The organism is Actinoplanes sp. NPDC051343 (assembly GCF_044455125.1).
GTDB lineage: Bacteria > Actinomycetota > Actinomycetes > Mycobacteriales > Micromonosporaceae > Actinoplanes.
On the sequence record NZ_JBITEL010000008.1, the window covers coordinates 337,767 to 358,296 of the forward strand.

21 protein-coding genes and 1 tRNA gene are annotated in these 20,530 nt (G+C 69.8%); 17 read left to right on the plus strand and 5 right to left on the minus strand.

Annotation, left to right across the window (positions count from 1 at the left end; all coding sequences use genetic code 11):
* Positions 1–74: 74 nt before the first annotated feature.
* Positions 75–1,109, minus strand: a complete 1,035-nt coding sequence (locus tag ACIA5C_RS27290; RefSeq protein ID WP_396059416.1) for a hypothetical protein — start codon at positions 1,107–1,109, stop codon at positions 75–77.
* 69 nt (positions 1,110–1,178) lie between these two features.
* Between ACIA5C_RS27290 and ACIA5C_RS27295 the strand changes: the two genes are divergently transcribed.
* Positions 1,179–2,078: a TatD family hydrolase gene (locus tag ACIA5C_RS27295; RefSeq protein ID WP_396059418.1), complete on the plus strand. Its 900-nt coding sequence runs from the start codon at positions 1,179–1,181 to the stop codon at positions 2,076–2,078.
* Here the strand turns inward: ACIA5C_RS27295 and ACIA5C_RS27300 are convergent.
* Positions 2,075–2,491 carry a hypothetical protein gene (locus tag ACIA5C_RS27300; protein WP_396059420.1) on the minus strand — a complete coding sequence of 139 codons (417 nt, stop codon included), beginning with the start codon at positions 2,489–2,491 and terminating at the stop codon, positions 2,075–2,077. The two genes, ACIA5C_RS27295 and ACIA5C_RS27300, sit on opposite strands and share 4 nt — an antisense overlap.
* A 38-nt stretch (positions 2,492–2,529) precedes the next feature.
* On the opposite strand from ACIA5C_RS27300, the gene rsmA reads away from it, so the two are divergent.
* The 6 genes from rsmA to ACIA5C_RS27330 all read left to right on the plus strand — a co-directional run bounded on the left by rsmA (position 2,530) and on the right by ACIA5C_RS27330 (position 7,738).
* Entirely contained in the window at positions 2,530–3,417 is an 888-nt protein-coding gene (gene rsmA / locus ACIA5C_RS27305; RefSeq protein WP_396059422.1) for a 16S rRNA (adenine(1518)-N(6)/adenine(1519)-N(6))-dimethyltransferase RsmA, read from the plus strand.
* The gene (locus ACIA5C_RS27310; protein ID WP_396059424.1) at positions 3,414–3,989 is read left to right on the plus strand and encodes a Uma2 family endonuclease; all 576 of its coding nucleotides are present in this window, start codon (positions 3,414–3,416) and stop codon (positions 3,987–3,989) included. The genes rsmA and ACIA5C_RS27310 overlap by 4 nt, the downstream gene beginning before the upstream one ends.
* A complete protein-coding gene (locus tag ACIA5C_RS27315) occupies positions 3,986–4,933 on the plus strand; it encodes a 4-(cytidine 5'-diphospho)-2-C-methyl-D-erythritol kinase (protein WP_396059426.1) in 948 nt (315 codons plus the stop codon). Before ACIA5C_RS27310 ends, ACIA5C_RS27315 begins: the two co-directional genes overlap by 4 nt.
* An 8-nt stretch (positions 4,934–4,941) precedes the next feature.
* Complete coding sequence (locus ACIA5C_RS27320; protein ID WP_396059428.1) at positions 4,942–6,738, plus strand: ABC-F family ATP-binding cassette domain-containing protein; 1,797 nt, start codon at positions 4,942–4,944, stop codon at positions 6,736–6,738.
* Between the two features lie 80 nt (positions 6,739–6,818).
* Entirely contained in the window at positions 6,819–7,280 is a 462-nt protein-coding gene (locus ACIA5C_RS27325; RefSeq protein WP_396059430.1) for a DUF4383 domain-containing protein, read from the plus strand.
* Positions 7,280–7,738 (plus strand): DUF4383 domain-containing protein, encoded by a 459-nt coding sequence (locus ACIA5C_RS27330; RefSeq protein WP_396059432.1) that lies wholly within the window; start codon positions 7,280–7,282, stop codon positions 7,736–7,738. Before ACIA5C_RS27325 ends, ACIA5C_RS27330 begins: the two co-directional genes overlap by 1 nt.
* Before the next feature lie 5 nt (positions 7,739–7,743).
* Here the strand turns inward: ACIA5C_RS27330 and ACIA5C_RS27335 are convergent, their stop codons facing one another.
* Together ACIA5C_RS27335 and ACIA5C_RS27340 are read right to left on the minus strand one after the other, a co-directional pair.
* Positions 7,744–8,373 (minus strand): TetR/AcrR family transcriptional regulator, encoded by a 630-nt coding sequence (locus ACIA5C_RS27335; protein WP_396059670.1) that lies wholly within the window; start codon positions 8,371–8,373, stop codon positions 7,744–7,746.
* Between the two features lie 101 nt (positions 8,374–8,474).
* A complete protein-coding gene (locus ACIA5C_RS27340) occupies positions 8,475–9,422 on the minus strand; it encodes an acyl-CoA desaturase (RefSeq protein WP_396059434.1) in 948 nt (315 codons plus the stop codon).
* Between the two features lie 193 nt (positions 9,423–9,615).
* Between ACIA5C_RS27340 and ACIA5C_RS27345 the strand changes: the two genes are divergently transcribed.
* The 10 genes from ACIA5C_RS27345 (at position 9,616) to ACIA5C_RS27390 (ending at position 19,838) form a co-directional block, all read left to right on the plus strand.
* The gene (locus tag ACIA5C_RS27345; RefSeq protein WP_396059436.1) at positions 9,616–10,455 is read left to right on the plus strand and encodes a helix-turn-helix domain-containing protein; all 840 of its coding nucleotides are present in this window, start codon (positions 9,616–9,618) and stop codon (positions 10,453–10,455) included.
* A gap of 47 nt (positions 10,456–10,502) precedes the next feature.
* A tRNA-Gln gene (locus tag ACIA5C_RS27350) sits at positions 10,503–10,574 on the plus strand.
* Between the two features lie 76 nt (positions 10,575–10,650).
* The gene (glmU, locus tag ACIA5C_RS27355; RefSeq protein WP_396059438.1) at positions 10,651–12,117 is read left to right on the plus strand and encodes a bifunctional UDP-N-acetylglucosamine diphosphorylase/glucosamine-1-phosphate N-acetyltransferase GlmU; all 1,467 of its coding nucleotides are present in this window, start codon (positions 10,651–10,653) and stop codon (positions 12,115–12,117) included.
* A 130-nt stretch (positions 12,118–12,247) separates the two neighbouring features.
* Positions 12,248–13,228 (plus strand): ribose-phosphate diphosphokinase, encoded by a 981-nt coding sequence (locus ACIA5C_RS27360; protein WP_396059440.1) that lies wholly within the window; start codon positions 12,248–12,250, stop codon positions 13,226–13,228.
* A 297-nt stretch (positions 13,229–13,525) separates the two neighbouring features.
* Positions 13,526–14,152 (plus strand): 50S ribosomal protein L25/general stress protein Ctc, encoded by a 627-nt coding sequence (locus ACIA5C_RS27365; RefSeq protein WP_396059672.1) that lies wholly within the window; start codon positions 13,526–13,528, stop codon positions 14,150–14,152.
* Positions 14,153–14,239: 87 nt separating this feature from the next.
* Positions 14,240–14,839 (plus strand): aminoacyl-tRNA hydrolase, encoded by a 600-nt coding sequence (gene pth / locus ACIA5C_RS27370; protein ID WP_396059442.1) that lies wholly within the window; start codon positions 14,240–14,242, stop codon positions 14,837–14,839.
* A 463-nt stretch (positions 14,840–15,302) separates the two neighbouring features.
* Positions 15,303–16,718, plus strand: a complete 1,416-nt coding sequence (locus tag ACIA5C_RS27375; protein WP_396059674.1) for a sugar transferase — start codon at positions 15,303–15,305, stop codon at positions 16,716–16,718.
* A gap of 29 nt (positions 16,719–16,747) precedes the next feature.
* Positions 16,748–17,602 (plus strand): 3'(2'),5'-bisphosphate nucleotidase CysQ, encoded by an 855-nt coding sequence (locus ACIA5C_RS27380; RefSeq protein WP_396059676.1) that lies wholly within the window; start codon positions 16,748–16,750, stop codon positions 17,600–17,602.
* Between the two features lie 26 nt (positions 17,603–17,628).
* On the plus strand, positions 17,629–18,540 hold the full coding sequence (gene cysD, locus ACIA5C_RS27385) for a sulfate adenylyltransferase subunit CysD (RefSeq protein WP_396059444.1): 912 nt from the start codon (positions 17,629–17,631) through the stop codon (positions 18,538–18,540).
* Positions 18,540–19,838: a sulfate adenylyltransferase subunit 1 gene (locus ACIA5C_RS27390; RefSeq protein ID WP_396059446.1), complete on the plus strand. Its 1,299-nt coding sequence runs from the start codon at positions 18,540–18,542 to the stop codon at positions 19,836–19,838. Before cysD ends, ACIA5C_RS27390 begins: the two co-directional genes overlap by 1 nt.
* A 5-nt stretch (positions 19,839–19,843) precedes the next feature.
* Here the strand turns inward: ACIA5C_RS27390 and ACIA5C_RS27395 are convergent, their stop codons facing one another.
* Positions 19,844–20,401: an ATP-binding protein gene (locus ACIA5C_RS27395; protein WP_396059448.1), complete on the minus strand. Its 558-nt coding sequence runs from the start codon at positions 20,399–20,401 to the stop codon at positions 19,844–19,846.
* Positions 20,402–20,530: the final 129 nt, after the last annotated feature.

Sequence of the window (20,530 nt, forward strand, 5' to 3'; positions counted from 1 at the left end):
GACACTACGGACCCGGCTCCGAGCGACGGCCCGACGTCGGAGGGAGAGGCCGGGCGCCTGCCTTTCCCTCCCGCTCACAGCTCGTACGGGATCTCCGCGATGTGGTGATCGGTGAGCTCGCCCATCGGCGCCCACGTCTCGTACACGCCACGCTCGTAGCAGCGCGCCCCGGTCGCCAGCAGGCCGTCGGCGTCCGGGCGGATCAGCCGCAGCCGCGCCCAGGCGGCGTCGCGCTGCAGGACCCAGCAGGGCACCTTGCGCCACATCGCCTGCTCGGCCCGCCGGCTCAGCGTGCTCACCGGGTAGCGCGCGGCCCGGGTCAGCGCCCGCACCCGGAACTCCTCGGGCGGGTCGGCGACCGCCTCGTACTCCTTGTCGTTGATGCGCCCGACCAGCTTGGACGAGCCGGGCGCGGTGCACGGCACGTACTCCCGGTCCGGGCTGACCCCGGGCAGGTTGTCGAGCACCGGCCGCCAGCGCGGGCCGGCCAGCCGGAGCCAGCCGTGCTGCTCGGGCTGGTAGGTGTAGAGGACGACCTCCTCGCCGCCCGGCAGGTACGCCAGGAGCTGCGCGTTGGCCGGCATCGGCAGGTCGGCGAACCCGGCGGTCACGAACTCCGGCACCAGGTCGTCGGTGCTGAAGGTGAACCCGGTGCCGAGCACCATCGCGCCGACCCGGTCGTGGGTCGGCAGCACGGCCAGGCCCGGCTGCCCCGGTGCGGCCGGGATCTCGTAGTCGAGCGGGTCGACGGCGCGCCAGCGCAGGGCGTACGCGACGTCGACGTCGGTCGCCCCGTCGGTGCGCAGCGTGGCCAGGTCGACCGGATTGCGCAGGTGGGAGATGTCGCACGAGCGGTAACAGAAGCCGTACGGCAGCCAGCCCCCGAGATGCCCCGCCACCTGGGCGGCGGACAGCACCTTGGTCATCCGGGTGCCGCGGCGGACCTCCGCGGTGGCCCGGATGCGCCGGAGAACAGGGTCGTCGCGGTGCGAGGCGGACTGGCTCATCCGCTGCACCTGCGTCCAGCCGAGGTCGCGCCGTAGCGGCGCCGACAACGGCGGCTCTAGGGGATCAGTGCCGACCGCACTGTCCTCGCCGGTCAAGGTCACCCCGGGCAAGTTAAGCGACGTCGATGGATGCCAGGTGAACAAGCGGTAGCCGTGCGGGGTCGGTGCAGAATGTCTCACATGTCATCTGCACCTTCGGAGTCCCGCCGATCCGGCCAGGGGCGCCGCTCGGGCGAGTTCCCGCCCGCGCCGGAACCGCTCGCCGTACCGGTCTTCGACAGCCACACCCACCTCGACATCACCATCCAGGAAGCCGGCATTGTCGCTGGTCGATCCCTTGATCCGGTGGACGCGCTGCTGGCCTCGGCGGCGAAGGCGGGCATCGACCGGGTCGTCCAGGTCGGAGTCGACGTGCCGTCGTCGCGCTGGGGCGCCGAGCTGGCAGCACGCCGCGGTGACGTGCTGGCCGCGGTGGCGATTCACCCGAACGAGGCACCCCGCCTGTCCGATCTGGACGCCTCGCTCCGTGAGATCGAGGAATTGGCCGCCCAGCCCCGGGTGCGGGGGATCGGGGAGACCGGGCTGGACACCTTCCGCACCAGGGAGGCGGGCCGGGCGGCGCAGGAGACGAGCTTCCGCGCGCACATCGCGATCGCGAAGCGATTCGGCAAGGCCCTGGTGATCCACGACCGGGACGCCCACGACGACGTCCTGAGAATCCTCGACGAGCAGGGCGCCCCGGAAAAGGTAGTACTGCACTGTTTCTCCGGGGACGCGGCGTTCGCGCGGGAATGCGTGCGCCGGGGGTATTACCTGAGCTTCGCCGGAACCGTGACCTTCGGCAGCGCCACCAATCTGCGGGAGGCGGCAGCGCTGACCCCACTCGAACTGATCATGGTGGAGACGGACGCGCCCTATCTGACCCCCATCCCCTATCGGGGTCGGCCCAACGCCTCCTATCTGATCCCGCTGACCGTGCGCGCGCTGGCTGCCGCCCGCGACTCGGACCTCGACGAGCTGTGCGCCGCTATCCGGGCGAACGGCGAGAGTGTCTTCGGGCCCTGGAGCTAGAGCAGCCAGGCGGCGACACCCAGCTCCTCACCCAGCCGGCGCAGGGCCTCGGCGAACCGCTGCGGGGCGGCGTTGACCGGCCCGCGGGCGAGGAACCGGATCGCCCGGCCGTTGCCGTCGGCCACGTTGAAGATGCGGTGCACGACCAGGCTGCCGCGCGGGTCGGCCTCGACCGCGGTCGTCGAGCGGAACCACCATTCGCTCTGCTCGGTGACCTCCCGGGCGCCCCGGTCGATCGTCACGGTCAGCCGGCTGCCGTCGCGCACCACCACCAACCGGTCGCCGCCGTCGTCCTCGGCGTCGCCGCCGGCCGCGATCGGTGAGCGGCCGCCCGGCCGTACGTCGAGCAGCAGGCCGGCGACCGCGTCGGGCGGGGCCTCTACCACCCCGCGCAGCTCCAGGAGCTGGGTCATGACTCGTTTCTACCCCGGCGCCCGTAGTCTTTGCTCCCATGGCTGACGCACTTCTCGGCCCGGCGGAGATCCGGGAACTGGCCGCGCGCCTCGGCGTCGCGCCGACCAAGAAGCTCGGCCAAAACTTCCTGCATGACCCCAACACCATCCGGCGCATCGTCGCGGCGGCCGGTCTGACCGCCGACGACGTCGCGCTCGAGGTCGGCCCGGGGCTCGGCTCGCTCACGCTGGGGCTGGTCGGGGCCGTCCGGCACGTCCACGCGATCGAGATCGACCCGACGCTGGCGGCGGCTCTGCCGACGACCGTCACCGCTGCGCACCTGACCGTGCACACCGCCGACGCGCTGCGGGTGCGCGGCCGCGACTTCGATCCGCCGCCGACGATGCTGGTGGCCAACCTGCCCTACAACGTCGCCGTGCCGGTCGTGCTCCACCTGCTGGCCGAGCTGCCCGGCCTCCGCGGAGGCCTGGTGATGGTGCAGAAAGAGGTCGCCGACCGGCTCACCGCCGGTCCAGGTTCCAAGGTGTACGGCGTGCCCTCGGTGAAACTGGCCTGGTACGCCGAGGCCCGGTCGGCCGGGAAGGTGCCGCCGGCGGTGTTCTGGCCGGTGCCCAACGTGGATTCGGGTCTGGTCGCCTTCACGCGTCGCGAGCCGCCCGCGGGTGCCGACCGGTTGGCGGTGTTCGCGGTGGTCGATGCGGCGTTCGCGCAGCGCCGCAAGACGCTGCGGGCGGCCCTGGCCGGCTGGGCGGGCGGCGCCGACGCGGCCGAGCGGGTGCTGATCGCGGCCGGGGTGAGCCCACAGGCCCGCGGCGAGTCGCTGACGGTGGCCCAGTTCGCGGCCATCGCGGCGGCGGCCAAACTGTCGGGCCCCGGCGGTAAGCTCAGCCCGTCCGACGCGCAGCCCGAGGAGGTGGACCGATGACAGCCGAGCCAGTTGGTGACTTTTCCTGGTCACCTGATCCCTGGAAGCAGAAGCTGGCGGGCTACACCGTCGAAGACCTGTTTGATCTGCCCGACGACGCGCCTCGTGTGGAGCTCACGGACGGAGTCCTTACGGTGGTTCCATCGCCCTCCTTCGGGCACCAGAGAATCAATGTTCGACTGGTCAGCTGGCTGGAACAGCACCTGCCCGAGGGCTTCGAGTCGATCATGGCGGTCGGGGTGCTCGTCGACGTGGATACCACCCGCGAGCCGGATGCCATGATCGTGCACAGTCCGGCTGCCCTTGATCATCACTTCTGCAAGGCCGAGCAGGTTCTGGTGGTCGTCGAGATCGTCTCTCCGGGCACCCGACGAAGGGATCGGTTCGAGAAACCGGCGCTTTACGCATCGGCTGGAATTCCGCATTACTGGCGCATCGAGCAGAATCCTGTGCATATCTACGCCTATGACCTGATCGACGGTCGCTACGAACTGGCAGCTGATTCGGCGGACGAACTGGTGTTGACCGAGCCTCTCGACATCAGGTTGCCGATTCGGGACATTGCTCCGTGACCGAGGCGTGGGGGCCGGACGGCGACGAGCCTCGCCGGCACAGTGGGCCGGTCCGGGTGCGGGTGCCAGCCAAGATCAATCTGTTCCTGCGTGTCGGGCCGCTGCGGTCGGACGGGTTCCACGAGCTCAACACCATCTATCACGCGATCGGGCTGTTCGACGAGCTCACGGCGCGCAACGGTGACACGCTGACGCTGACCATGGAGGGTGAGGGCGCCGGCGCGCTCGAGCTCGACGAGACCAACCTGATCATCCGGGCCGCCCGGGCGCTCGCCGCCCGCACGCGCATGCCCGCGCATGCCCGGCTGCACCTGCGCAAGACGATCCCGCTGGCCGCGGGCCTGGCCGGGGGCAGCGCCGACGCGGCGGCCACGCTGATCGCCTGCGACGTGCTCTGGGGCACCGGCCTGTCACGCGAGGAGCTGGCCGAGATCGGCGCCACGCTCGGCTCCGACATCCCGTTCCTGCTGCACGGCGGCACCGCGCTCGGCACCGGCCACGGTGAGGCGGTCAGCCCGATCCTGGCCCGGCCCACCGCCTGGCACTGGGTGGTCGCGCTGGCCGACGACGGCCTGCCCACCCCCGAGGTCTACCGCAAGCTCGACGAGCTGCGCGCCGGTGCCTGGCCGCCCAAGGCACTCGGCGACTCCGACGAGCTGATGGGCGCCCTGCGCCAGCGTGACCCCGAGGTGCTCGCGGCCGTGCTCGGCAACGACCTTCAGCCGGCCGCTCTCGCGCTGCGGCCCGAGCTGGCCGACGTGCTCAAGGCCGGTTCCGACGCGGGTGCTCTCGCCGGTCTGGTCTCCGGTTCCGGGCCGACCTGTGTCTTCCTCGCCGCCGATGCCGCACACGCGGGCCGGATCGCCGCCGGGCTCAACGCGGCCGGGGTGTGCCGCGAGGCGGTCACCGCCCGCGGACCGGTTCCCGGCGCGCGGGTAACGTAGTCCGCACTGTGGCCAACATCGTCAACCTCGACCGGGTCAACAAGGGCTACGGCGCCGCCGGTCAACTGCTCACCGACGTCTCCCTCGGGCTCGACGACGACGCCCGGGTCGGCATCGTCGGCCTCAACGGCGCCGGCAAGTCGACCCTGCTGCGCATGCTCGCCAAGACCGAGGAACCCGACTCCGGCCGGGTCACCCACCGCCGTGACCTGCGCGTCGCGACGCTCCCGCAGACCATGACGTTCGCCGAGGGCACGACCGTGCGCGACGTCGTGCTCGGCACCTCCTGGCTTCCACAGGGCATGGGCGCCGAGCACGAGTGGGCCGGCGACGCCGGGGTCCGCACGATCATGTCCGGTCTCGGCATGGGCCACCTCGGTCTCGACGCCGCGGTCGACTCGATGTCCGGTGGCGAGCGCCGCCGGGTCGCCCTGGCCGCGCTGCTCGTGCGCGACAGCGAGCTGCTGATCCTCGACGAGCCCACCAACCACCTCGACGTGGCCGGCGTCGACTGGCTGGCCCGGTACCTGCTCACCCGGCGCGGCGCCCTCGTCGTGGTCACCCACGACCGCTGGTTCCTCGACGCCGTCTGCACCGCGACCTGGGAGGTCGTCGACGAGCAGGTGCACCTCTACGAGGGCGGCTACGCGGCCTGGACGCTCTCCCGGATGGAGCGCCAGCGGGTCGCCGCGGTGCTCGAGGCGCGCCGCCAGAATCTGCTCCGCAAGGAGATCGCCTGGCTGCGCCGCGGCCCGCCGGCCCGCACCTCCAAGCCGCAGTTCCGCATCGACGCGGCCAACGCGCTGATCGCCGACGTGCCGCCGGTGCGTGACATGGTCAGCCTGCAGCGGCTGGCGACCAGCCGGCTCGGCAAACAGGTCTACGACCTGGAGAACGTGCGTCTGCTGGCGGGCCCGAAGATGATCTTCGACGACCTCACCTGGCAGGTCGGACCGGGCGACCGCATCGCGATCCTGGGCGCCAACGGGGCCGGCAAGACCACGCTGCTGCGCATGCTGGCCGGCCTCACCAAGGCCGACGGCGGGCGCCTGGTCACCGGCAGCACGGTGCGGCCGGCGTTCCTCTCCCAGGAGCTGCGCGAGCTGCCGGGCGACCTGCGCCTGCTCGAAGCCGTCGAAGAGGTGGCCAAGCGGGTCCGGCTGGGCGACCGGGAGCTCTCCGCGGGCCAGCTGGCCGAGGTGTTCGGCTTCACCGACAAGCGCATCTGGACGCCGGTCGGTGACCTCTCCGGTGGTGAGCGGCGCCGCCTGCAGCTGCTGCGCCTGCTGGCCGCCGAACCCAACGTGCTGCTGCTCGACGAGCCGACCAACGACCTCGACACCGACACGCTGGCCTCGCTGGAGGACCTGCTCGACTCCTGGCCCGGCACGATGATCGTCGCCAGCCACGACCGCTACCTGGTCGAGCGGGTCACCGACCAGGCGTACGGGATGTTCGGCGACGGGCGGCTGGTGCACCTGCCGGGCGGCGTCGACGAATATCTGGCCCGGGTGGGCACGGGCGCGCCCGACGCCGTACCCGCGAAGCAAGCGCAAGCGGCCCCGGCCGCAACCGGCCTTTCCGCGGCCGAGGCGCGCCAGGCGCGCAAAGATCTCGTACGCCTGGAGCGTCAGCTCGGCAAACTCGAGGAACGTGTGTTCAAGATCAACGAGAAGCTGGCCGACCACGGGTCCGACTACGAGAAGATCGTCGAACTCGAGGCGCAGCTCAAGGCGGTGCAGGAAGAGCGCGGCCGGGTCGAACAGGAGTGGCTCGAACTCGCCGAACAGGTGCCCGATAACTGAAGCGGGGGGTGTGCCTGCGCCGCTTGACCGGAGTGCGCGAGAATCGGCTCGGACAACACCTGACCTTGGAGACGGACACCATGGCGCACAATCCGGTCAACCACCCGCTGCGGCCGATATACCGCGCGCTCGGCTTCCTCGCCGGCGCCTACCTGGTCGTCTTCGGGATCGTCGGCCTGATCCAGACGTCCGGGCACGACTTCACCGGCAAGACCGGCGTGCGCGTCCTCGGGCAGCAGTCCAACATGCTCTGGTCGATCATCTGCCTGATCCTCGGCGCGATCATCGTGATCGCCACCCTGATCGGCCGTAACGCCGACACCGAAGCCGACCGGTTCCTCGGCTGGGCGATCCTGGTCTTCGGCGCCTACGGCCTGGCCACCAGCCGCACCGACGCCAACTTCCTCGGGTTCAGCATCGCCACAGTGGTCGTCACGTTCCTGGTCGGGCTCATCCTGATCCTGACCAGCCTCTACAGCAAGGTCGCCCCGGCCACGCACACCGGAGCGCCCCGACAGGCAAGGGAGGGCCGTACGGCCTGATGGCGCACTACCCCCTCAATCATCACCTGCGTCAGAGCTACCGCTTCGTGGCCTTCCTCGCCGGCGCCTACCTCCTGGTCGCCGGCGTGACCGGCCTCGTCGCCACCTGGGGCGACCCGTTCTTCGGCCACGACGGCCACGACTGGTCGCTCGGACTCCGCGTCAACCCGGCCGGTGCCTGGCTGATCACCGTGCTCGGGCTGATCGTCGTGGCCGCAACGGTCATCGGCGGCAACGTCCATCACCAGGTCACCCTGGTCGCCGGCTGGGCCATGTGCGGCATCGCGGTCCTGATCATGGCGACCATGCAGACCGACGCCAACGCCGTCGACGCCTCGATGATCAACGTGCTGGTCCTGCTGCTTCTCGGGATCTTCACCCTCACCGCGGGCCTCTACGGCAAGGTCGGCACCCGCGAGGCCGCCCGCGCTGAGGAGGCCTCGGCGCACCCCCGCTGACCGGCCTATTTGACCCTACGGGTCAGCAGGGCAGGTTCCGCCTCGAGATGGGACAGGCCGTTCCACGCCAGATTGACCAGGTGGGCGGCCACCATCTCCTTCTTCGGCTTACGCGCCTCGCGCCACCACTGACCCACCAGAGCCACCATGCCCACCAGAGCCTGCGAATAGAGCTCGGCGAACTTCGGATCCAGGCCGCGGCGCTTGAACTCGTCACCCAGGATGTGTTCGACCTGGTGGGCGACGTCGTTCATCACGCTCGAGAAATTGCCGGCCGGGGAGAGCACCGGCGACTCACGCACCAGCACCTGGAAACCGTGCGGCTCATCCTCGATGTAGTCGAGTAACGCCAGCGCCGCCTGCTCCAGCAACTCCCGCGGATGGCCGGCGGTCAGAGCCGCCGCGATCCGGTCGAGAAGGGACCGGACCTCGCGGTCGACCACCACCGCGTGCAGCCCCTCCTTGCCGCCGAAATGCTCGTAGACCACCGGCTTGGACACCTTGGCGCGGGACGCCACCTCTTCCACGCTCGTGGCGTCGAAGCCGCGCTCGGCGAACAGCTGCCGCCCGATCGCAATCAGTTGCTCGCGGCGCTGCGCGGCCGACATGCGGACCCTCGGCGCCGCGGCCGGCATTACTCGTCTTGGCTGCTCTCTGTCACCGTCGCTGTCGCTCGCCTCACTCACCCGGCCATCCTGCCAGGTCCGATCCGTACCAAGCGTCCCCGCGGCATTCGTCACGCCTTGATCATTTTTGCGGCGAGGCGCTCGTGGTTCGGCCACTTGACGCTCCACGCCGCCCCCGTCTTCTCGAAAAGCCAGATCAGCCGGGCCGAGATGTCGACCTGACCGCGCAGCACACCGTGCCGGGCACACGTCGGGTCGGCGTGGTGCAGGTTGTGCCAGCTTTCCCCGAACGACAGGATCGCCAGCGGCCAGAAGTTGGAGGCCTTGTCACCGTTGCGGACCACGAACGGGCGCTCGCCGTAGACGTGACAGACCGAGTTGATCGACCACGTGACGTGGTGCAGCAGTCCGATGCGGACGATGCCGGCCCAGAAGAACGCGGTCAGCGCGCCCGTCCACGACCAGGTCACCAGGCCGCCGATGACCGCCGGGCCCAGCGTCGAGAAAAGCACGATCGCGGGAAACAGCTTATCGATCAGCGCGATGTCACGGTCCTCGAGCAGGTCGGGGGCGAACCGCTCGCGATTGGACAGCTCACGGCTGAACATCCAGCCCATGTGCGCGTGCCACAGACCCTTGGTGAGCGCCCAGTAGCCGGTGCCGTAGCGCCACGGCGAGTGCGGGTCACCGTCCTGGTCGCTGAACATGTGATGACGACGGTGATCGGCCACCCACTGGATGATGTTGCCCTCGATCGCGACCGAGCCGGCCAGCGCCAGGGCGATCCGCAGCCACCGCTTGGCCTTGAACGAGCCGTGCGTGAAGTAGCGGTGGAAGCCGACGGTGATGCCGAGCCCGGACACCACGTAGAACACCCCGGCGATCGCGATGTCGGTCCAGGACAGCCAGCCGCCCCAGGCGATCGGGATCGCGGCGAACACGGCCAGGAACGGGATGACGACGAACGCGTAGAGGGCGATCAGGACGCCGCGCGGCTGCGGGCCGTCGGTGAGCGCTTTGGGGGCGGCCGCGGGAGCGGTCTCGGTCACAGAAGTCATGACACCTCACAGTGCTGGGGCGGGGGGCTTGGGGAACCGGGGCGGCGTTGATCGTTTACCTACGCCTACGTCACCGTAACCTACGGGGGCGTAACTCGCCCAGGTTCGCGCTGCATCCAGCGTTTGGATCCAGGTTCGGAATGGCACACATCGAGGCTTACCAAGGATCAAAATATCGTACTAATGTATGTACATGGAGATGAACAACGATCCGCGACGGGAGGAGGCTCGGCGGTTGCGAGTCGACCCCGGGCTCTCGACCGGTCAACTGATGAAGCACTTCAACGTCGGCAGCTCGACGCTGACCGACTGGCTGCGCGGCATCGAGCCGCCTGAGTGGACGCGTCGGCCCAACGCCAAGGACGAATTGCGGGCCGAGGCCGTCGAACTGCGGAAAGAGGGTTGGTCGGTCAACGACCTCGCTGTCCGGCTCGGGGTCGCCAAGTCGACGGCGTACCTCTGGGTCAAGCACATCCCGCTCGATCCCGACTCCGAGCGCGCGCGCCAGAAGCAGGAGCATGCCGCAGTGATGGCGGCCGGGCGCTGGGAGGAGCACCGTGCCGCACGCGACCGGCGCGAGGCCGAAGTCCGGGCCGGAGTGGCGGTCGAACTCGGTGCGATGGACGACCGCGACCGGCTGCTGGGTGGCGCGCTGATCTACATGTGCGAAGGGACGAAGTCAAAGCCCTGGCGACGACTCGATCGGCTGACCTTCATCAACAGCGATCCGCGCCTGCACCGGCTCTTCCTGGGCTTTCTGGCCACGCAGGGCCGGTCGCCCGACTCCCTGCGCTATCGGGTGCACATCCACGAGACGGCCGACGCGGAGGCGGCCGGCGACTGGTGGGCCGAGCGCCTGAATGTGCCCCGTGAGCTGTTTCAGCGCCCGACCATCAAGCATCACAACCCGGCCACCGTGCGGGCCAACACCGGAGAGGACTACCACGGCTGTCTGATCATCACGGTGCCGAAGTCCCGCGAGCTCTACTGGAAAGTGGAGGGAGTGATGGACGCACTCGATGGTCTGGGATAGTAGGTTTGGCGTTCGGTCGCCAGGCGCTAGTGTGACGACCGAACCATTCGGCCGTGGTGAAATAGGCATCACCTTCGGTTTTGGTCCGAAAGTTCCGGGTTCGAACCCTGGCGGCCGAGCGTGTGTTCTGAGAGGTTCTATGCCTCAAGCGGCTGAGTTGACGCCGTGCCTATCTGCGAACAATGGAGTTTCCGCGTGAGCCAGGCCCCTCGTCGTACCGTCGTCGTTCTTGCCGCCGGGGAGGGTAAGCGGATGAGGTCCGCTACGCCCAAGGTGCTGCATCTGCTGCTCGGGCGCACGCTGCTCGGGCACGTGCTGGCCAGCTCTGATGCCTCGGGCGCCGAGCGGACGATCGTGGTCGTGGGGCACAAGGCCGACCAGGTGCGCGAGCACCTCGCCGAGGTTGCCCCGGCCGCGACGCCGGTGCTGCAGGCCGAGCAGCGGGGCACCGGCCACGCCGTGCGGATGGCGCTCGAGGCGGTGTCCGACGTGTCCGGCACCATCGTGGTTCTCAACGGTGACGTGCCGTTGCTGCGGCCGGAGACGCTCGAGCGGCTGCTCGGGGAGCATGAGTCCCAGGGGCGCGGGGCGACCGTGCTGGCCGCCGAGGTCGGCGATCCGACCGGTCTGGGCCGCATCGTGCGGGACGGGGCCGGCAACCTCGAGCGGATCGTCGAGGAGCGGGACGCGTCCGCGCGGGAGCGGGCGATCCGCGAGATCAACGCGGGCATCTACGCGTTCGATTCGGCCGCGCTGCGGGAGGCGCTGGGCAAGCTGTCGACCGACAACGAGCAGGGTGAGGAATACCTGACCGACGTGTTCGCCCTGCTGGCGTCCGACGGCCGGGCGGTCGGGGTGTGCGTGGCGCCCGAGCCGGAGACGCTGGGCTGCAACGACCGGGCCGAGCTGGCCCGGCTGCGGGCGCTGCTGCGGGACCGGGTCAACGAGGCCTGGATGCGGTCGGGGGTGTCGATTCTCGACCCGTCGACGACCTGGATCGACGTGACCGTGACGCTGGCGCCGGACGCCGAGATCGACCAGAACACGCAGTTGCTCGGTGCGACGCACGTGGCGGCCGGTGCGATCGTCGGTCCGGACACGACTTTGATCGACACTTCGGTGGGTGAGGGCGCGGTCGTTCTGCGTACGCACGCGATCGGTGCCGAAATCGGCCCGGAGGCCACCGTCGGACCGTTCTCCTACCTTCGCCCGGGTTCCAAGCTTGGCCGGAAGGCCAAGGTCGGCGGTTTCGTCGAGACGAAGAACTCGGAGCTGGGCGAGGGCGCGAAGGTTCCACACCTGTCATATGTGGGCGATGCCACGATCGGTGCGAAGGCCAACGTCGGGGCGGGCACGATCGTGGCCAACTACGACGGCGTGCGGAAGAGCCGGACGACGATCGGCGAGGCCGCGTTCATCGGGTCGGACACGGTGCTGATCGCGCCGGTCGAGGTGGGCCCGGGTGCCTACATCGGCGCGGGCAGCGCGATCGCCAAGGAGGTGCCGGCGGGCAACCTGGGCCTGACGCGGGCTCAGCAGCGCAACGTCGAGGGCTGGACGGCGCGCAAGCGTCCAGGCACCACCTCGGCCGCCGCGGCGGAGAAGGCGGCGGAGGCCGCAGAGGCCGCGGGGGCCGCGGACGGGGAAGCTGCCGGCGAGTAGCGCGCTGACGGGGCAGGCGCCGGGGTGAGGCATCCCACCCGGCGGGCTCGGGACGTGGCCGTACGGTGTCGGCGGGGGATACTTCTTCTGACACCCCCTTCCCCCTAGATCCAACGGGAGCAGCGAGCCGATGGGCAGCATCGTCGCGGAGAACCGCAAGAGTTTGATGCTTTTCTCCGGTCAGGGTTTCCCGGAGTTGGCTCAGGAGATCGGTCAGGTGCTCGGCATCGATCCGACGCCGTCGGATTCGTACGAGTTCGCCAACGGCGAGCTGTTCGTGCGGTTCAAGGATTCGGTGCGCGGGTCGGACGCGTTCGTCGTGCAGTCGGTGACCGAGGGTGTCAACCGCTGGGTCATGGAGACGCTGATCATGGTCGACGCGCTGAAGCGTGGGTCGGCGAAGCGCATCACCGTGGTCCTGCCCTTCTATCCGTACTCGCGGCAGGACAAGAAGCACCGGGGCCGGGAGCCGATCTCGGCCCGTCTGGTCGCCGACCTGCTCAAGACCGCGGGGGCCAACCGCATTCTCACCGTCGACCTGCACACGGCCCAGATCCAGGGCTTCTTCGACGGCCCGGTCGACCACCTGTTCGCGATGGACATCCTGGCCGAGCACGTGCAGCGGAAGTACGCCGGCCGGCCGATGACCGTGGTCGCCCCGGATTCGGGCCGGGTGCGGGTGGCCGAGCGCTGGACGGACCGGCTGGGCGGCTGCCCGCTGGCGTTCATCCACAAGACGCGTGACCCGATGAAGCCCAACCAGGTGGTGGCCAACCGGGTGGTCGGCGAGGTCGAGGGCCGGGTGTGCCTGATCGTCGACGACATGATCGACACCGGCGGCACGATCTGCAAGGCGGCCGACATCCTGTTCGACGAGGGCGCGGCCGATGTGATCGTCGCTTCGACGCACGCCCTGTTGTCCGATCCGGCGACCGAGCGGCTGAAGAACAGCCGGATCAGCGAGCTGGTGGTGACCAACACGTTGCCGCTGCCTCCGGAGAAGCGGCTCGACAAGATCACCGTGCTGTCGATCGCGCCGCTGCTGGCCCGGGCGATCCGCGAGGTGTTCGACGATGGCTCGGTAACAACCCTTTTCGGTGGTCTCAGCTAGCCCTGCCCGGGTGAACTTTTCGCGAAGAGCGTCAGCACGCAGGGACCCGCTGAACTGTTGCTGAGCGCCCAGGGTAGGCTTGTGCGGTTGCCACGGCGAGGGTGCCCCGCGGTCTGCTGAGGTTCGCAGCCGCTCGGAGGCACCGTGATCGACGCGGTGCTCCGGGCCTGTGCCCAGCGCGCCCCCTTGCCCGGCAGCGCTGAATGGCGGCCCTCTTACGGGAACACCCGCCGCCAGTTTTGCCGCTATGCCCGCCGACCAGACGCAGCCCGTTCGAAGAGTTTCAGGAGTTTCCCCGTGTCCGAGGTAAAGATCAGCGCCGAGCCCCGCACCGAGTTCGGCAAGGGTGGTGCCCGTCGCACGCGCCGGGCCGGTTTGGTGCCCGCCGTGCTTTACGGTCACGGCGAGAAGCCGCAGCACATCGCGCTGCCGGCCCGTGAATTCGCTGCCGCCATCCGGCATGGCGGCCTCAACCAGGTCTTCACGATCGACATTGCCGGCGCTTCCGGCACCACGCTGGCTCTGCCGAAGGCGATCCAGCGTGACCCGATCAAGGATTCGTACGAGCACGTCGACCTGATCATCGTCAAGCTTGGCGAGAAGGTCCAGGTCGACGTCCCGGTGACGCTGACCGGCGAGGCTGCTCGCAACACGCTCGTCATGCACGAGTCGAACACTCTGGCCGTGGTCGCCGAGGCGATGCACCTGCCGACCGGCTTCGAGGTCTCGATCGAGGGCCTGGAGGCGGGCGCTCAGGTGACCGCCGGCGACGTGCAGCTGCCGAGCGGTGCCGAGCTGGCCGTGGAGGCCGACTTCGTGCTCGCGATCATCACGCAGGCGCAGACCGCCGAGCAGCTCGAGGGCGAGTCGGCGGAGGGCGAGGGCGGCGAGCCGGTCGCGGCCGAGGGCGCGTCCGAGGAGTAGGACTCGGGTCCGGCGGACCGAGCGACAAGCAGGGATCAGGGAAAGCGCCACGGGCGCTTTCCCTGATTGCATGTGTGGAGGAGCAGGGTGAGCGACGACGCATGGCTGGTGGCCGGTCTCGGCAACCCGGGCAAGGAATACTCCGGCAATCGCCACAACGTGGGCTTCATGATCGCTGACCTGCTGGCGTCCCGGATCGGGGCGAAGTTCGGCCGGTCCAAGCGGGCGCACGCCGAGGTCGCCGAGGGACGGCTGGCCCTCCCAGGGAAACCCGGTGGCGGCCCGCGGCTGGTGCTGGTGAAGCCTTTGACGTTCATGAACCTGTCCGGAGCCCCGGTGGTGTCGCTGGCCCAGTTCTTCAAGGTGCCGGTGGCGAACGTGATCGCGGTGCACGACGAGCTGGACGTGCCGTTCGGCGAGGTGCGGGCGAAGCGCGGCGGTGGTGAGGGTGGCCACAATGGGCTTCGATCGATGTCGAAATCATTGGCGAACAAGGAGTACGCGCGGGTCCGGTTCGGCGTCGGCCGCCCGCCCGGCCGGCAGGATCCGGCCGACTACGTGCTGTCTGATTTCTCCTCGGCCGAGCGCAAGGAGCTGGACTTTCTCGTGGATCGCGCGGCCGACGTGGTGGAGGCGATCATTCTCGAGGGTGTCGAGTGGGCGCAGAACAAGTACCACGGGAGTTGACCCCATAGGGGCCGAACGAATAGATCGTTTGGGGGGTTTTGTCCGTCTCCTCATCCCGTGACGCGCACGCCGTCCGACCGTTGGTCACACGTATGCACCGGTTCGGTGCGAACGTCCGGCTGATCGGGGGAGGTTCACGGTGCAGCGCGACCTGTCGGCGGAGCACGAGTCCGTCCTGACCGAGCCGACGGTGCTGCTGCCGGACCTTCGGCACAACCCTGGCAACAGTCCCAACCAGGCCCGGCCGCTGCGGCGCCCGAGGCCGACCCGGTCGGTCAGCAACGCCAAGGTCCCGGCCGCGGCCGCCGGCCGGGACAACGCGCCGCCCCGCACGGTTCAGGGGCCGCCCGACCCGGCCCGCAACGACGCCACCGACCGGCACTGGTCGGCGAAGCGGAACCGGTCAGCCGCGACCCGTCCCGCCGCGCGCCCGTTCGTCCGGGTCCGCGGGCGGCACGCGGCAATGTCGCGGCGGCAACGGTGGGAGCGGCGCTACGTACGCTCGCTGGTGTTCTGCGACCTGCTGGCCGGGGTGACGGCCGGGGCGACGACGTTCGCGCTGCGTTTCGGCGACGAGGTGACCTCGTACAACCTGGCGTACATGGTGCTGACGGCGCTGCTGCCGGTCCTTCTGCCGGTGGTGCTCGCGGTCTCCCGGGCGTACGAGAGAAGGTTCCTGTTCGTCGGCACCGACGAATATCAGCGGGTCCTGCGAGGTGGCGTGGGCCTGATCGCGGGCACCGCGGTGATCTCCTACGCGCTCGATCTCGACCTGGCCCGCGGTTACGTCCTGGCCGCTCTGCCGTCGGCGGTGGTGTCCTCCGTGGTGCTGCGGTTCGCGCTGCGCAAACGGCTGCACCGGGCCCGGTCGCGCGGGGAGAGCCTGCGCCGGGTGATCGTGGTCGGCCACGAGCTGTCGATCATCGGGATCACTCGTCAGCTGCGTCGCGAGCGTTATCACGGCCTCGAAGTGGTGGGAGCCTGCCTGCCGCCGGGCGCCGACGGCGTCGGGGTGGCCGGGCCGAACGGGCTGACCGTCTACGGCACGTTCGACGACGTGGCGCGCGCGGTCGAGCGGGCCGACGCCGACACAGTGGTCGTGCTCAGCTGCCCCGAGCTGGACGGGGCCGCGCTGCGCCGGCTGGCCTGGCGGCTGGAACGCGACGAGGTCGACCTGGTGGTGGCCAGCGCGCTGGTCGACGTGGCCGGGGCGCGCACCACGATCCGGCCGTTCGACGGGCTGCCGATGCTGCACGTCGAGCACCCGCGGCTGCACGGCGGGCTGCGCCTGGTGAAGGAGCTGGTCGATCGGGTCGCCGCGTTCCTCCTGCTGGTGGCCTTCGGCCCGGTGCTGCTCGGCGTCGCACTGTGTGTGCGGCTGACCTCTCGCGGGCCGGTACTCTTTCGTCAGGTAAGAGTCGGCCGCGACGGACGTCTTTTCCGTATCTACAAGTTCCGGAGCATGTACGTCGACGCCGAGGCCCGGCTGGCCGAGCTGCGGCACCTCAACGAACAGGATGGTGTGCTCTTCAAGATCCGTGACGATCCGCGGGTCACCGGAGTCGGGCGCTGGCTGCGCCGTTTCTCCCTGGACGAGCTTCCGCAGTTGCTCAACGTGCTGCTGGGGCAGATGTCGCTGGTCGGTCCGCGGCCCCCGCTGCCGTCCGAGGTGGCGGTCTACGCCGACGACGTGCGGCGCCGCCTTGCCGTCAAACCCGGCATGACGGGCCTGTGGCAGGTTTCCGGACGATCGGACCTGCCGTGGGAAGAGGCGGTCCGGCTGGACCTGCGCTATGTGGAGAACTGGTCCCTCAGTTTGGACTTGGTGATCCTCTTGCGCACGATGACCGCGGTAATGCGGTCGTCGGGAGCATATTGAGGAGCGTATCGATGAGCGAGCGGGCAGAGATGTCGGCACGCGTGGTCGCGCAACGCGACGGGAGCGTCGACGGAGGCACCCCGCCCCCCAAGGACTCGGCGTTCGCCCGCTGGCTCGCCGACCGGGCCGGCCGGCTGTTGCTCCAGGTGCGGGAAGACATGGGCTACGCCGACGGCGCCGCCCTCAAGGCGGCCGGCGACAAGGCCGCCCACGACCTGCTGCGCACCGAACTGGCCCGCTGGCGGCCGGCCGACGCGGTGCTCTCGGAGGAGGACGCGCACTCCCGGGAGATCCGGACCGGCGCCGACCGGCTGAGCGCCGGCCGGGTCTGGATCATCGACCCGCTGGACGGCACCCGGGAGTTCTCCGAAGAGGGTCGCGCCGACTGGGCCGTGCACGTGGCGCTCTGGACCGCCGAGTGCAGCAGCCCGAGCTGCCTGACCTCGGGCGCGGTGGCCATGCCGGCCCAGCACCGCACGATCGCCACCGACCACCCACCGGCGTACCCTCCGCTGCCGTTGCAGTCGGCGACCGGCGGCCCGATCCGGATCGCGGCCAGCCGCACCCGGCCGCCCGCCTTCGTGACCTCGCTGGCCGAGGACATCGGCGCCGAGCTGGTCCCGATGGGATCGGCCGGGGTGAAGATCGCCGCGGTGATCAGCGGGGAGGCCGACGCGTACGTGCACGCGGGCGGTCAGTACGAGTGGGATTCCGCCGCACCGGTCGCTGTGGCGCTGGCCACCGGGCTGCACGCTAGCCGAATCGACGGTTCTGCGCTGAAATACAACGAGGCCGATCCGAAGTTGCCGGACGTGGTGGTGTGCCGTAAGGATCTCGCTCCTCGGTTGCTTGCAGCGTTGCAGCGTCACCTTCCGACAGAATGACCTTTCCGCCTGCAACCGGGAGAACGATGAGTCAGCCAAAGCCCTATCGCGTTTCGCACCTCGACGCCTTGGAGGCCGAGAGCATCTTCGTGATGCGCGAGGTGATGGCCGAGTTCGAGCGCCCGGTGCTGCTCTTCTCGGGTGGCAAGGACTCGATCGTGATGCTGCGGCTGGCCGAGAAGGCGTTCGCCCCGGCCAAGATCCCCTTCCCGGTCATGCACGTCGACACCGGCCACAACTTCCCCGAGGTGCTCGAGTTCCGCGACACCCGGGTGGCCGCGCTCGGCCTCAACCTGGTGGTGGCCGGCGTGCAGGAGGCGATCGACACCGGCCTGGTCCGCGAGCTCCCGGACGGCACCCGCAACCGCATCCAGACCCCGGTGCTGCTGGCCGCGGTCGAGAAATACCGCTTCGACGCCCTGTTCGGCGGCGCCCGGCGCGATGAGGAGAAGGCGCGGGCCAAGGAGCGGGTGTTCAGCTTCCGCGACGAGTTCGGCCAGTGGGACCCGAAAAATCAGCGTCCCGAGCTGTGGTCGTTGTACAACGGGCGGCACCACCCCGGCGAGTCGATCCGGGTGTTCCCGCTGTCCAACTGGACCGAGCTCGACATCTGGCACTACATCGCCCGCGAGCGCGTCCCGCTGCCCTCGATCTACTACGCGCACGACCGCGAGGTGGTCGAGCGCGACGGGATGTACTACGCGGTCAACGAGTTCATCCGGCTGCGCGACGGCGAGACCTCCTCGGTGCGCAGGGTCCGTTACCGGACGGTCGGCGACGCCTCGCAGACCGCGGCCGTGCTCTCCGAGGCCGACACGGTCGACAAGGTCATCGACGAGGTCGCGGCGACCCGCATCACCGAGCGTGGTGCGACCCGGGGCGACGACAAGGTCAGCGAAGCCGCGATGGAAGACCGCAAGCGAGAGGGTTACTTCTGATGAGTCAGGCCGTCCTGGACACCGAGGCGGCTGCCGCGCGCCCGATGGATCTGTTGCGTTTCGCGACCGCGGGCAGCGTGGACGACGGGAAGTCGACCCTGATCGGCCGCCTGCTCTACGACACCAAGACGATCTTCGCCGACCAGTTGGAGGCGGTCGAGGCGGCGTCGGCGTCTCGCGGTGACGAATACACCAACCTGGCGCTGCTCACCGACGGCCTGCGGGCCGAGCGGGAACAGGGCATCACGATCGACGTGGCGTACCGCTACTTCGCGACGCCGCGCCGCAAGTTCATCATCGCCGACACCCCGGGCCACATCCAGTACACGCGGAACATGGTCACCGGCGCGTCCACCGCCGACCTGGCGCTGATCCTGGTCGACGCCCGCAAGGGCCTGGTCGAGCAGTCCCGCCGGCACGCGTTCCTGACCACGCTGCTGCGGGTGCCGCACCTGGTGCTCTGCGTCAACAAGATGGACCTGGTCGACTGGGACAAGGCGGTCTACGACAAGATCGCCGACGAGTTCACCTCGTTCGCGGCCAAGCTCGACGCACCCGATCTGACGATCATCCCGATCTCGGCGCTCAACGGCGACAACATCGCGTCCCGGTCGGACAAGTCGCCCTGGTACGAGGGCCCGTCGCTGCTCCACCACCTGGAGCACGTGCACATCGCCTCCGACCGCAACCTGGTCGACGTGCGCTTCCCGGTGCAGTACGTGATCCGCCCGCAGTCGACCACGGTGACCGACTACCGCGGGTACGCCGGTCAGGTGGCGAGCGGCGTGCTCAAGCCGGGCGACGAGGTGATGGTGCTGCCGTCCGGGCTGACCAGCACGATCGCCGGGATCGACACCGCCGACGGGCCGGTCGACGAGGCGTTCCCGCCGATGTCGGTGACGGTCCGGCTCGCCGACGAGATCGACATCTCGCGGGGCGACATGATCTGCCGTCCGCACAACGCACCCGGAGTCGCGCAGGACATCGAGGCGATGCTCTGCTGGATGGACGAGACCGCGCCGCTGCGGGTCGGCGGGAAATACTCGATCAAGCACACCACCCGGACCGCCCGCACGGTGATCCGCGGCCTGCAGTACCGGCTCGACGTCAACACGCTGCACCGCGACGAAAATGCCGATCAGCTGACGCTCAACGAGATCGGGCGGGTGCGGCTGCGCACCACGGTCCCGCTGCTCGCCGACGAGTACCGCCGCAACCGTACGACCGGCGGCTTCGTCCTGATCGACGAGTCGACCAACCGGACCGTCGCGGCCGGCATGATCATCGAGGCCCAGTAGTCGTTCTACCGGTGCGGTGCCGAGGCGTTCGGATGACGCCGCCGCGGCACCGCGACCGGCTGCTCTTCGCGGGCCTGCTGCAGCGTCGCCCACACCACCTTGCCGACCGGCGTCGGCAGCGAACCCCACGCGGTCGCCGTCGCGGCTACCATTTGCAGCCCGCGGCCGCGCTCGTCGAGCGGCTGACCCCGGCGCGGTCGCCGTCGCGCGATGAGCTGCGGACGCCGGTCGATGCAGTCGGCCACCGCCGCCTGCAGCCCGGAACCACGCCGGGTCACCACCACGGTCAGCTCGGTGCCGGCGTGCTCGACCCCGTTGGTGACCAGTTCGGACATCACTGTGCGAGCCGGATGCAGCAGCTCGGCCGGTCCCCACCGCAGGCATGCGTCGCCGACCAGGTTGCGGGTGATGCTCGGCGCGTCCGGCTCCGGCGCCACGGTCACGCTCATCCGGCCGCCGTCCGGCAGGCGGCCGGCGATCGCCACCCGGGCCTGGCGCACCCGGGCATAGAGCGGCAGGTGCTGCCGCGAGCAGAGCCTGAGCAGGCAGCCGACGAGCGGCACACCGGGCGGCACACACAGGGCGAGCTGCGAAAGTGCGGATTCGTGCCGCCGGCGGCTCGCCGGGCTATCGCGCCGCGCTCGCCCAGGCCGCGCCGGCCAACGACCCGGCGCTGGAGGTGGGGGTGGGGG

Coding starts and splice junctions, on each gene's coding strand:
- ACIA5C_RS27295 (WP_396059418.1), top strand. CDS start 1,179: ATGTCTCACATGTCATCTGCACCTTCGGAGTCCCGCCGATCCGGCCAG.
- rsmA (WP_396059422.1), top strand. CDS start 2,530: ATGGCTGACGCACTTCTCGGCCCGGCGGAGATCCGGGAACTGGCCGCG.
- ACIA5C_RS27340 (WP_396059434.1), bottom strand. CDS start 9,422: ATGACTTCTGTGACCGAGACCGCTCCCGCGGCCGCCCCCAAAGCGCTC.
- ACIA5C_RS27360 (WP_396059440.1), top strand. CDS start 12,248: ATGGGCAGCATCGTCGCGGAGAACCGCAAGAGTTTGATGCTTTTCTCC.
- ACIA5C_RS27325 (WP_396059430.1), top strand. CDS start 6,819: ATGGCGCACAATCCGGTCAACCACCCGCTGCGGCCGATATACCGCGCG.
- ACIA5C_RS27390 (WP_396059446.1), top strand. CDS start 18,540: ATGAGTCAGGCCGTCCTGGACACCGAGGCGGCTGCCGCGCGCCCGATG.
- ACIA5C_RS27345 (WP_396059436.1), top strand. CDS start 9,616: ATGGAGATGAACAACGATCCGCGACGGGAGGAGGCTCGGCGGTTGCGA.
- ACIA5C_RS27380 (WP_396059676.1), top strand. CDS start 16,748: ATGTCGGCACGCGTGGTCGCGCAACGCGACGGGAGCGTCGACGGAGGC.
- cysD (WP_396059444.1), top strand. CDS start 17,629: ATGAGTCAGCCAAAGCCCTATCGCGTTTCGCACCTCGACGCCTTGGAG.
- ACIA5C_RS27335 (WP_396059670.1), bottom strand. CDS start 8,373: ATGCCGGCCGCGGCGCCGAGGGTCCGCATGTCGGCCGCGCAGCGCCGC.
- ACIA5C_RS27330 (WP_396059432.1), top strand. CDS start 7,280: ATGGCGCACTACCCCCTCAATCATCACCTGCGTCAGAGCTACCGCTTC.
- ACIA5C_RS27300 (WP_396059420.1), bottom strand. CDS start 2,491: ATGACCCAGCTCCTGGAGCTGCGCGGGGTGGTAGAGGCCCCGCCCGAC.
- ACIA5C_RS27310 (WP_396059424.1), top strand. CDS start 3,414: ATGACAGCCGAGCCAGTTGGTGACTTTTCCTGGTCACCTGATCCCTGG.
- ACIA5C_RS27375 (WP_396059674.1), top strand. CDS start 15,303: ATGTCGCGGCGGCAACGGTGGGAGCGGCGCTACGTACGCTCGCTGGTG.